The organism is Paucilactobacillus wasatchensis, assembly GCF_000876205.1.
GTDB classification, from domain to species: Bacteria; Bacillota; Bacilli; order Lactobacillales; family Lactobacillaceae; genus Paucilactobacillus; species Paucilactobacillus wasatchensis.
The window spans coordinates 1-11850 of the sequence record NZ_AWTT01000051.1; the positions used below are offsets into that span (position 1 = coordinate 1).

10 protein-coding genes are annotated in these 11850 nt (G+C 39.4%); all 10 read right to left on the reverse strand.

The genetic code is table 11. The features are described from left to right. Window positions 1-29 precede the first annotated feature (29 nt). Window positions 30-1055, reverse strand: coding sequence for a DNA polymerase III subunit delta (gene holA / locus WDC_RS08185; RefSeq protein WP_044011372.1), 1026 nt, complete (start codon window positions 1053-1055; stop codon window positions 30-32). After that, entirely contained in the window at window positions 1037-3328 is a 2292-nt protein-coding gene (locus tag WDC_RS08190; RefSeq protein ID WP_082040966.1) for a DNA internalization-related competence protein ComEC/Rec2, read from the reverse strand. The genes holA and WDC_RS08190 overlap by 19 nt, the downstream gene beginning before the upstream one ends. Before the next feature lie 6 nt (window positions 3329-3334). Beyond that, entirely contained in the window at window positions 3335-3811 is a 477-nt protein-coding gene (locus tag WDC_RS08195) for a ComE operon protein 2 (protein WP_044011374.1), read from the reverse strand. A gap of 48 nt (window positions 3812-3859) precedes the next feature. Further along, on the reverse strand, window positions 3860-4486 hold the full coding sequence (locus tag WDC_RS08200; RefSeq protein ID WP_044011375.1) for a helix-hairpin-helix domain-containing protein: 627 nt from the start codon (window positions 4484-4486) through the stop codon (window positions 3860-3862). An 88-nt stretch (window positions 4487-4574) separates the two neighbouring features. Beyond that, window positions 4575-5606, reverse strand: coding sequence for a SepM family pheromone-processing serine protease (locus WDC_RS08205; protein ID WP_044011381.1), 1032 nt, complete (start codon window positions 5604-5606; stop codon window positions 4575-4577). A gap of 13 nt (window positions 5607-5619) precedes the next feature. After that, window positions 5620-6102, reverse strand: coding sequence for a pantetheine-phosphate adenylyltransferase (gene coaD, locus WDC_RS08210; protein ID WP_044011376.1), 483 nt, complete (start codon window positions 6100-6102; stop codon window positions 5620-5622). A 1-nt stretch (window position 6103) separates the two neighbouring features. Continuing rightward, window positions 6104-6667, reverse strand: coding sequence for a 16S rRNA (guanine(966)-N(2))-methyltransferase RsmD (gene rsmD / locus WDC_RS08215; RefSeq protein ID WP_044011377.1), 564 nt, complete (start codon window positions 6665-6667; stop codon window positions 6104-6106). After that, on the reverse strand, window positions 6668-6955 hold the full coding sequence (locus WDC_RS08220; RefSeq protein WP_044011378.1) for a YlbG family protein: 288 nt from the start codon (window positions 6953-6955) through the stop codon (window positions 6668-6670). 122 nt (window positions 6956-7077) lie between these two features. Next, window positions 7078-10500: a pyruvate carboxylase gene (locus WDC_RS08225; protein ID WP_044011379.1), complete on the reverse strand. Its 3423-nt coding sequence runs from the start codon at window positions 10498-10500 to the stop codon at window positions 7078-7080. Between the two features lie 19 nt (window positions 10501-10519). Next, the gene (locus WDC_RS08230) at window positions 10520-11674 is read right to left on the reverse strand and encodes an FtsW/RodA/SpoVE family cell cycle protein (RefSeq protein ID WP_052497837.1); all 1155 of its coding nucleotides are present in this window, start codon (window positions 11672-11674) and stop codon (window positions 10520-10522) included. Window positions 11675-11850: the final 176 nt, after the last annotated feature.

The window sequence follows — 11850 nt, forward strand, 5'->3', positions numbered from 1 at the left end:
TTTGGTTCGAGCATTTTTAATTACCAATACTAACTTACTTCGCGGTCATATTTGAGCATAAATAGCTCAAATAATAATTGTGGTTCCCGTTGAGTTGTTTTTAATTGTTGCTCAACCTCAACCAACCCTAGAAAAGCTTGCTGTAACACTGATAATGAAAATGATCTGACAGTTTGTAATGCTAGTTTAACCCGATAAGGGTGAACTTTCAGCGCTTGCGCTAACCCACCTTGACTTAAACCGTGATGAGTGAGTACCTTCACTTGGATTAATAATCTAAACTGCCCCACTAAAACAGCATTAATTCTTAATGGCTGTTCGGCACTACCAATTAAATCTTGGTAGTGTTGTACAGCCTTTTCTTGATCGTGCTTTAACACAGCATTCACTAAATCAAACACATTTTGATCAAGTGATTGTGGAACTAGCCCGACAACCCCTGCCGTTGTTATTTGTTTGGCCTGAAACCCAAATAATTCTAACTTGTTTATTGAATTCACCATTAGGCCATAATCTGCATTGGTTCGTTGCACCAGTTCATCGATAGCCCAACTTTCAAATTCATAACCATCATGTTTAACTTGTTGCAATACATTTTGCCGTGCTTGTTTTTCGGACAGTGGTGCCGCACTGATCTCAACAGCCACTTGTTTTAATTGCTTTACTACTTTTTTTCTACCATCTAATTTTTCATATGGTGCAAAGAGCACTAACACGGTCTCAGGCTGGGGGTGCATTAGGTACTCCAACAAGCTATCAACATCATGTTCAATTTTGTGATTAGCCTGTTCACCTGTCAAAAAATAGGGCTTAGTGATGATCACTAACCGTCGTTCACCAAAAAAAGGAGCCGACACTGCATCATCCAACGCCACTGCCAGTGGCGTTACTTCCATATCATAGCTGCCAACATTCATCACCTGTTGGTCTGCCGGAATCAGCTGGTTAAACAAATGGCGCGCCTGCTGCCGCAAAATGTCCTGTGTTCCTAATACCAAATAAACGTTGGCCGGTGCATTTTGATTAAGTTGCTTTTTTAAGGCTGTAACATCCACTCCAACTCATCACCTTTCAGCTTTGTTGACCACTTACAATGATTAAATAAATCATACTGATAGCTAATCATGCCAAATTTTTGGGTGGATACCACCGCTACTCCATTTTGTTTCATAGTTGTTAATGTCTCCTGGTTAGGATGACCATAGCGATTCATTCGGCCAGCGGACACTATTGCCGTTCGTGGCCCTAATTTTTTAATAAATGCTGGATCGGACGCCGTTTTACTACCGTGATGACCTAATTTTAATACGTCAACTGTTAAATTCGGATATTTCGTTAAAATTGCTTTTTCACCCGTCCGATCTAAATCACCCATAAATAAAAATGAAGTTCCCCCAAATTGTCCATACAAAGCAACCGAATCTTCATTAGCTCCATGCCCCTTTGTAAATGGATGCACCACTTGTAATGGCAGATCCGCCACGAGCGATTGATCTGTGACTGGTGTTAACTTAGTGTGCTGTTTCAATGCTAACGGTAGTACCTTCTTTTTAAAATTTGCTTGTTGTTCCATCCCCTTAGGAAACGTAATTTGTTTGACCCGCAGATTGGTCAGTACCGATGTGCTAAAGCCTATGTGGTCAGTATCCTGATGGCTTAAGTTAAGTGTATCGATTTTGCTAATGCCACGACTCTTCAAATAGTTAATACTAGTTTTAGTAGCTTTATCACTACTAAAGGTCTGCCGCGCCCATTTTGGTTTGGCAAACTGCAATTGTCCGCCAGTATCAATCATTGTAATTCGTCGATTAAATGGTTCACGAATTAAAAAACTATCACCTTGGCCAATATCAAAGAACGTAACTTCACCACTGAGTGGCAAATGAATTAACATAAATATCATACAATAGCCAATCAATAAAACCAACCACCGTTTCTTGTTTTGTGGCATCAAAAAAACGGACAGAGTTAATAGAAATAATATCCACGCTCCGATAGTTGGCGGTTTACCAAAATGGATCAGTCCGGGCCACTGGCTCACCCAGTCAACCAGCGATTGAAACAGCTGAAGACCATAATTAACAATTTGACCAACAACAGGGAGCCAACGATATACAACACTACTGATAATTACCACTGGGAAAATCACCGTGGCAAAAAATGGAATCATTAAATAACTCGCAAACAAACTCAAACAATGCCACTCAAAAATAAAAGATAATATCGATGGCAAACCAATCAAATTAAGTAACACGGCACCAACTAACTTATTTCCATTAGCTGGTAAAAATTGAAGCATCAATGCAAGTAAGTAGCTCAGTTGCCCACCCAATGTCAATAACACTAACGGCTGATAAATTAGTCCACCCAATAGGCTGAGGCTCCATATATCCAATCGTTGCAATTTTAACCATTTGATCTGACCCACCAACGTCAATTCCGTCATTAAAGTTGCCCGAATAAGACTAGTGGAGCCACCACCAATAATTAAATAAACTGGCAGGATAATAATCAATAACCAGTTAATTGTTTCTTTATTCAAATGACAATAAATCAAGGTACGTTTTAATAAATCAACAAACAAAACGACATGCATCCCGGAAATACAAAAAAGGTGAATTAACCCAAGTTGTTTGATTCCAACCATTACCGTGGAAAATTCAGCGGCCGAATTGCCAATAATTAAGCTATTACAATAAATTTTGAGCATTTTAGGCATCGTGGCAAAATATTGCATTAATGCACACCGGACCTCGTGACACCAATTAATAAAGGTTGCGCCACCACTAATTTTTGCTAAGCTCACAGATTTAACGTGATTGATTGTGATCTGATTATAAATATGCCGCGTCCACGAATAGTGCCGTGCATCAAATTGATTAACATTAGTAGCAATGGCAATGGGTTCAATTTGACCATCAATTTGCCATCGACTACATTCCTGCATCGCCAATAATTTTTGTTGCTCTTGTGGTGATTCCAAACGACCATATACCTGCACTAATTGTTTAGTTGAGAGATCTTTACCAATAAATTGATATTGATCACCATTGATTTTGATCTGATCCGGATAAACTTGCAGGGCAGTTGTAACTGACTGTTGTTTTGTTACGCTTAATCGCTTGATGTTAGTCTGAAATTGGCAGCAAAAAACACCAAACATAATTGTCAGACTCACAGTCCACCACATTACAATTGGTCGCTTAAGGACAATTACTCTAATAATAAGCCAGATTAGACCAACTACTAAAATTGGTTTTTGTCCTAAAATAATTCCAGCAATTAATGCCGAACCTAGAGTTGGAAAAAAATAAAATCGTTTAATGATTAACCATTAAGCTAAATATTGATCTAACCTGGTTTCCTGCAAAATATTATGATCCAATTCGATATGTTTTAATGTAATTTGTTTTAACTTTAAGAGTTTCATTGCGTACTCATCATTGTGATAGTTACGCAAATAATTGATCTGTGTGATGCCAGCTTGTAACAACATTTTAGTACACTGTAAGCATGGAAAATCAGTCACATATACGCTTGCACCATCTGTTGAAACACCAAACTTAGCGCATTGTAAAATGGCATTCATTTCAGCGTGAATTGTACGCACACAGTGCCCGTCTACCAGATAACAATCTGAATCAATGCAATGTTCGTCACCAGACACCGAACCGTTGTAACCACCAGCAATAATGCGCTTATCTCTCACAATTGTGGCCCCAACAGATAATCGTTTACATGTACTACGTGAAGCCAGTAAGACAGCTTGAATCATAAAATATTGGTCCCAATCAATTCTTTTTTCAACCATCTTTGTCACCCTCTTTTCCACTCTTAGTATAGCAAACATCCATTAAATCTAAACCGCTAATTGATCCTTAATATTTGCAACCGACTTGTCGCCAAAACCACTCACATCCTTTAGATCATCGACTGACTTAAACTGTCCGTGCTCCTGGCGATACTGTAAAATCATATCGGCTTTTTTATCTCCAACCCCAGTAATTTCCATTAATTGTTCCTTAGTAGCAGTATTCAAATTGACAATCGGGCCACTTGTGTCAGTAGTGCTGTCACCTTGCGCCGCACTACTACCAATTGGTGTGGTTACTTCGCCCTTCACAGGAACATAAACTACCTGTTGATCATTCACCTGTTGCGCCATATTAACGTGATTGATGTCCGCGTTGGCATTCACACCACCTGCTTTAGTCAATGCATCTTGAATTCTTAGCCCAGATTTTAATGCATACACCCCCGGTCGATTTACGGCTCCTTTAACATCAACGTACATTAATTTAGAACTGGCACTAGCCTGGGTGGGTTTTGCTCGTTTACCAGTAGAAAAGCTGGCATCCATTTGTGTTTGTGCGGCTGGTTGTGCAACTTTTTTTTGAGTAACAAAGCCAATTAAACAAATTACCCCGCATAAAACTAATAAACAATATTTACGATAATCTTCCCACATTAATTTTAGCCATTCCATTTTATTAACCTCCTAATTAGAACATACGGACTGCGAGATTAATAATCACTAAAAAAACCAGTCAAATTTAAACTGACTGGTTTGGCTGTTATTTTTCAAGATATTTAACTGCATCACTATATGTTTTCACTGGGACAACCTTCATCCCCGGTGCATATTTTTTTGCAGTTGCTTTGGCCAATTGATAATTGGTTTTGTGTTGTTCTTCATATTTTAATATAGTTTTAGTTGGCTTGATGTACGGCGCTAGAAAAACGGTCGCACCAGCCTTTTTAGCTGCGATCACTTTCTTATCAATCCCACCGATTTCCCCAACACTGCCATCCGGATTAATTGTACCGGTACCGGCAATTTTGCGTCCATCTCGCAAATTAGTTTTCACTAGTTGATCATAAATCTGCAAACTAAACATTAAGCCACCAGAAGGCCCGCCTAATTCACCTGGCGTCACTTTAACCGGGATCTTAGTTGTTACCTTAACATTGTCTGTTAAAATAATTCCAATTCCAGTTTTGTTAGTGCTTAGTTTAACTAACGGATGTGTACTTTGTCGCTGCTTACCGTTATGCAAATAAGTAACGGTAACCTTGTCGCCAACCGTTTTCTTGCTTAAATATTGTTGATAACCTTGAGCTGTATTAAAATGATGTCCATTCACTTTAGTAATTGTGTCGCCCACTTTAATTGCTTGCTTAAATTTAGAATTGGATTGCACTTGCAACACATAAATACCCAAGTATTTTTTGGTGAATTGTTTACCAGCTGCTTTATATGCGGTAGCAATCGATTCATTGATTGCACTTTGCATATAAAAGTTCTGCACCTTATTATACGTACTATCGCTTTGACCACCTGTAACCGAGCTAGCGCTTTCGATTGAGGCATGCGGATTAATTAATGCCCATAGATACGTTACCGGTCTCGCTCGCTGCAGATAAACTGACGTAATCATATAACTGCCAGTTGCTTTATCTGGATGATTTTTAATATGCACATACGACTTTAAACCATCAGCCTCGCCGGGACTTTCAATATAACTATTCAATGGCAAAAATAGCATGATCAAAACTACTAACACGCCAATAATAATCAATGCAATTTTTTTGAATCGTTTACTCATATGACCCTTCACACTAATCTCTCCGTAACTTTTCTGTTAACTGTTTAGCAATCTGCCCTGGTAAGTATGCAGATACATCCCCACCAAACCTAGCAACCTCTTTGAGCAAGCTACTAGAAAGATGTTGATACTTCGGATCAGCTAACATAAAAATAGTTTCTACTTGATTGTCTAGGTGCTGATTCATGGCTGCAATATCCCGTTCATATTGAAAATCATTTTCGTTCCGCAACCCCCGTAATAAATAATCAGCTCCCATTCTATCCATCAGGTTGACTGTCAATTCATTTGCAGTAATCACAGAGACATTATCATAAGGGACAACGGCCTCTTTGATTTGTTGCACTCGTTCTTCAATTGTAAAAATTGGATTCTTACTAACATTTACCATTACGGCAACGGCCAGTTGATCAAATAACTGACTGCCACGCTTAATCAAGTCCATGTGTCCGAGGGTCAATGGATCAAAACTACCTGCAAAAACTGCTACCTTCATCTTATTCATTTCCCTTCATAAATCGATAGATTGTTAATACTGTAATGCCATAATCCTGACGTTTCACAAACTCAAATCCAGGCACTTGCTCTGCTAGGTGTGCATTTTGATCTGTTTCAGCAATAATTAGTGCCCGATCACTCAATAATTTCAGTTCACTCATCCGTACTAAATCGGATTCAATTTTTTGTTGTGCATATGGCGGATCCAAAAAAACTAAGTTAAATTGATACTTTCGATCAGCCAACAAATTTAGCGCTTTTTGTGCATCTTGTTTATAGATTTCAAATCGTTGAGCTTGCTTAGTCACAGCGACGTTATCTTTGATCGTTTTAATTGCTTGGTAATGGTGATCAATTAACACTGCCGTTTGGATCCCCCGCGAGACTGCTTCAATGCTAAGGCCACCACTACCACCATATAAATCAAGGCTATTACCACCATCAAAGTATGGTCCAATAATGTTGAACAATGCTTCTTTAACTTTATCTGTCGTTGGTCTCGTTGCACTACCGGGAACAGCTTTTAACTTACGACCACCAAACTCTCCTGCCACCACTCTCATTTATCGATCATCCTTATCAATTTCTTGATTATAGATCCCCGCTGTCTTTAAATCGGACATATTTGGATCAACTAACGGCCAATTGGAATATAGCACTTTTTTGACAAATTTTAATTGACTCACACTTTGATGAGCTTGCTTAATATCCGCCTGGTCTGTATATAAAACAACGTACCGCATTTTTTTAGATACATATTCAACAACACCATAGCGGCGCAATTGTCGGATCGAACGCAAATTATTCACATAGACAATTAAAGCTTGTCGTGCTTTTATTTCGAATGCCAATTTATCATCTCATTTGTTCTTTAGTATGCTGTCCATTGTACCAAACTTTCGGTTAATCTGCTTATGAAAAATAGCCGCGGAATTTATCTCCCACGACCATCTTAATTTAGCATTTATTTTAACTATTCAATTTCAATCAATAAATCATTGGAATCAATCACATCTCCAGCAGCCACATGAATCTTGGTAACTGTACCAGCAACCGGTGCTTGAATTGTTGTTTCCATCTTCATGGCTTCTGTCACCACGATTGGATCACCTTTGGCAACTTTATCACCCTTAGCAACAATGACTTTCAGGACTGAGCCACTCATCGTTGCACCAATTTCACCAGATTTGCTAGGTTCTGCCTTGCGTTTTTTGGAAACCGTTTTATGCACACTTAAATCGGCAGTTTTCACTTCCCGCGCATGCCCATTGATGTCAAAATAAAGAATTCGTTGTCCATCTTCATCCGGTTCTCCAACTTCATTCAAGGATACGATCATTGAATTGCCACTAGATAATTCGATATCAACTCGTTCACCTAATCGCATTCCTTGGAAAAATGTCGGTGTGTCTAACAGTGATACTGGACCATATTTTGATTGCATATCAGTGTAGTCCAGAAAAACCTTTGGATAAAGCACGTAACTAATCACTTCATCTTCGTTCACTGATCGCCCTAATTTAGTTGCCAGCTCTTGTTTCATGGCATCAAAATCAACTGGTTTAGCCAAACTACCCGGTCGGACAGTTAATGGCTTTTTCCCTTTGAGAACAATTTGTTGCAGTTTTTTCGGGAAGCCACCAGACGGTTGACCGATATCGCCCATGAAGAATTCAACCACAGAATCAGGAAAATCTAATTGATCACCTTGTTCTTCAACGTCCTCAGGGGTCAAATCGTGCTGCACCATGAACAATGCCATGTCACCGACAACCTTCGATGAAGGTGTCACCTTAATAATGTCACCAAACATAAGGTTAACTTGTCGATAAACTTTTTTTACTTCTTCAAACCGATCGCCTAACCGCAATGCATTAGCCTGTTGTTGCAGGTTAGAATATTGACCGCCAGGCATTTCTGTTTGATAAATATCCGTCTGAGGTCCGACCATTTTATTAGAAAATTGTTGGTAATATGGCCGCACTGATTTCCAGTAACGATCCACTGCTTCAACATTTTTAATGTCAACAGTTGGTTGGCGCTTTGTATCTTGCAACGCATAGTACAAACTGCCCATGCTTGGCTGTGAAGTTGTACCAGACATCGAGCTTGACGCAACATCAACCACATCAACCCCTGCTTTAACAGCTTGTGCATAAGTGTAAATACCGTTACCAGTTGTATCATGTGTATGCAAGTGAATGGGCAAATCCACAGTATCTTTGAGTGTAGAAACCAGGCGATATGCTGCTTGTGGCTTCAGTAAGCCAGCCATATCTTTGATCGCAATCATATGAGCACCAGCAGCTTGTAATTCTTTAGCTAAATCTGTGTAATACTTCAAGTTATATTTAGTCTTGTCTGGATCTAAAATGTCGCCAGTATAACACATTGTTGCTTCCGCAATTTTGTTATTATCCCGAACATACTGAATGCTCTTTTCCATTTGCTCAACCCAGTTCAAACTATCAAAAATCCGGAAAACGTCCATTCCTTCAGATGCTGCTCGATCAATGAACGCTTTTAAAACATTATCAGGATAGTTTTGGTAACCGACCGCATTAGAACCGCGGAACAACATTTGCGTTAACGTCCGTGGAATCAACTGACGTAATTGACGCAAACGCATCCATGGATCTTCACCTAAGAAGCGATATGCAACGTCAAATGTAGCTCCGCCCCACATCTCATAAGAAAAAAGTTCAGGCAGTGCTTGCTGTAATTTAGGTGCAATTGTCACCATGTCTTTGGTGCGCATTCTGGTAGCAAACAAACTTTGATGAGCATCTCGCATTGTGGTATCTGTAAGCAAAACTGGTTGTTGCTGTTTCAACCATTCCACCACTCCATCTGGTCCGGATTTTTCCAAAACATCTTTGGCGGTGACTAATTCAGGGTTTATCGGTTCGAATTTTTCTGCATATTTAAACTCAGGATAGTATTTTTTCTCTCGACTAACGCCAGGAAAACCATTAATAGTCGTATTAGCAATGTAATTTAACAATCGACTGCGCCGATCTGCATTATGCCGGAAATTAAATAGTTCTGGTGTCTCGTCAATAAAAGTAGTGGTGGCCTTTCCTGCCTCAAAAACAGGATGGGCGATCACATTTTTCATGAATTCTAAATTCGTTTTAACACCACGAATCGTAAACTCATTCAGGACTCGTAACATTTTATCGCACGCTTCTTCAAACGTGTCTGCCACCACAATGGCCTTTACAAGCAGCGAATCAAAGTACGGCGTAATTACTGAACCAGTAAATGAATTACCACCATCTAACCGCACCCCATTACCACCGGGAGAAATGTACGTTGAAATTTTACCAGTGTCAGGCATAAAGTTATTCGCTGGATCCTCAGTCGTTACCCGTGCTTGAATTGCAGCACCATGGTAGTTCAATTGATCTTGAGTTGGTAGATTGATTTCTTTATGCAAATCACATCCTTGAGCAATCAAGATTTGAGCCTGAACGATGTCAAAACCAGTGATCATTTCGGTGATGGTATGTTCAACCTGCACTCGTGGATTCACTTCGATAAAATAAAACTGATCCCCTTCAACCAAGAATTCAACCGTGGCGGCATTCAAATAATGAACATGCTGCATAAAACGAACAGCGGCGGCACAAATTTTCTGTCTTAGTTCAACTGGTAATGCGACAGCTGGCGCAATTTCAATCACCTTTTGATTGCGTCGTTGGACAGAACAATCTCGTTCAAACAAGTGCATCACGTTACCATTTTGATCAGCTAAAATTTGAACTTCAATGTGTTTAGGACTCGCTAAATACTTCTCTAAATAGATCTCACTATCACCAAACGACTGGCTAGCTTCACTTTGAGCGCGATTATAAGCCTCAATTAAATCTGCTTCATGCTTAACGATCCGCATTCCACGGCCACCGCCACCCATCGCTGCTTTAACAAAAATCGGATAGCCAATTTTAGAGGCACTTTTCTTAGCCGCTTCAATTGTTTCCACTGGCTGTTCAGTACCTGGAATAATGGGAACATTTGCTTCCTTAGCTGCTCTTTTGGCGGCAATCTTATCACCAAACATTTCCAAATGCTCCACTTTGGGACCAATAAACGTAATTCCCTCTTCACCACAACGCTTGGCAAATTGGGCATTTTCAGATAAAAAGCCATACCCTGGATGAATTGCGTCAATATTATGTTCCTTGGCTACTCGGATAATATCTTCAATATCCAAATAGGCAGCGATGGGTTGCTCACCAGCGCCAATTAGATAGGCCTCATCAGCTTTAAAACGGTGTTCCGAATATTCATCTTCTTTGGCATAAATCGCAACCGCTGTCATTTTTAATTCGTGGATCGCCCGAAAAATGCGGGTTGAAATTTCACCACGATTAGCTACCATAACTCTCTTCATTACAATTCCTCCATCCAAATTAAAGTACTGCTAGCTCCCGTCCACTAGCCTGACGAACACTAATATTGAGCACACAACCTAATGCCGCACACAACACCAACATACTAGATCCTCCGTAACTAATAAATGGAAATGTAACGCCTGTGATTGGTAACAACCCAGTCACCCCACCAATATTGAACAGGGTCTGAATCGTAATAAAAGTTGCTACCCCGTAACAAACTAATGCCGAATAGGCATCGTTAGCCCGGACACCTAACCAAATCGTCCGCGCAACAATAATTGCCAATAAACACATGATCAAGACAACACACAATAATCCCAATTCTTCGCCAATTACCGCCATAATAAAATCTGTATTGGGCTCAGGTAAATAACCCATTTTTTGAATACTATTGCCCAGGCCAACGCCAAAGACACCACCATTACTAAGAGCATAGTAGGAATTAACAAGCTGACTTCCTGCCCCTTGTGCAGTGCCAAACGGATTAACAAAGGCAATGATGCGTTGCAGTTGATAACTTTTAATTGCACCGCTTTGTGCAATTCGACTTAGCAACGGCAGCAACACCAGGATAAAACCGAAAATAATCGAAAAAATGGCCACAACGCCTTTCTTCCAGGAAATACCACTGGCTAAAATCATAATCATAATAATTGCACCATTGATTGCTGCACCACCCAGATCGGGTTGGATTAGGATTAGCAGTACAAACAGAAATGACAGAAACAATGGTCCACCAACTGAACTAAAAAAATCGGTTGAAATTTTGTTTTCGTGTTGTGATAACATGCGAGCAAGATACAGAATTAAAAATACTTTACAAACCTCTGTTGGTTGAATGTTAATAACACCCAAATTAATCCATCCCTGGGCACCATTAACTGCCTGACCAAACAATTTAACAAACAACAATGCTCCAAATTGAACTGCTGCAAATAAAATTAAAAAACGTGGGTTCTGCAAGATTTTAATATTTATCGACATCATGAACCAGACAACTATTAAGCCCATAACCACATAGATGGTTTGTTTAATCAAATATGCGGTGGGCGACCCACCATTTTGACTAGCAATATCAGCACTAGCCGAATACACCATGACAATGCCAATCAAACATAGTAGCAGGTATGGAATGACTAAGTAATAGTCCAAATACCGAAATTTTTTCATTAACATTGTGATCCACTCACTTAAAACACTCATTTCTGATTAAAATATCATTAGATAAAAAAATTAATTGCAATAATTATATCACATAACATTTAACCTTTTGCTACTGTTTTCAATAAAATCGAGAATTAAAAAATGAGTCACCATGATTAAAATATCATGATGACTCATTTTTT

Coding starts and splice junctions, on each gene's coding strand:
- WDC_RS08225 (WP_044011379.1), bottom strand. CDS start 10,500: ATGAAGAGAGTTATGGTAGCTAATCGTGGTGAAATTTCAACCCGCATT.
- WDC_RS08230 (WP_052497837.1), bottom strand. CDS start 11,674: ATGAAAAAATTTCGGTATTTGGACTATTACTTAGTCATTCCATACCTG.
- rsmD (WP_044011377.1), bottom strand. CDS start 6,667: ATGAGAGTGGTGGCAGGAGAGTTTGGTGGTCGTAAGTTAAAAGCTGTT.
- coaD (WP_044011376.1), bottom strand. CDS start 6,102: ATGAAGGTAGCAGTTTTTGCAGGTAGTTTTGATCCATTGACCCTCGGA.
- WDC_RS08200 (WP_044011375.1), bottom strand. CDS start 4,486: ATGGAATGGCTAAAATTAATGTGGGAAGATTATCGTAAATATTGTTTA.
- WDC_RS08205 (WP_044011381.1), bottom strand. CDS start 5,606: ATGAGTAAACGATTCAAAAAAATTGCATTGATTATTATTGGCGTGTTA.
- WDC_RS08195 (WP_044011374.1), bottom strand. CDS start 3,811: ATGGTTGAAAAAAGAATTGATTGGGACCAATATTTTATGATTCAAGCT.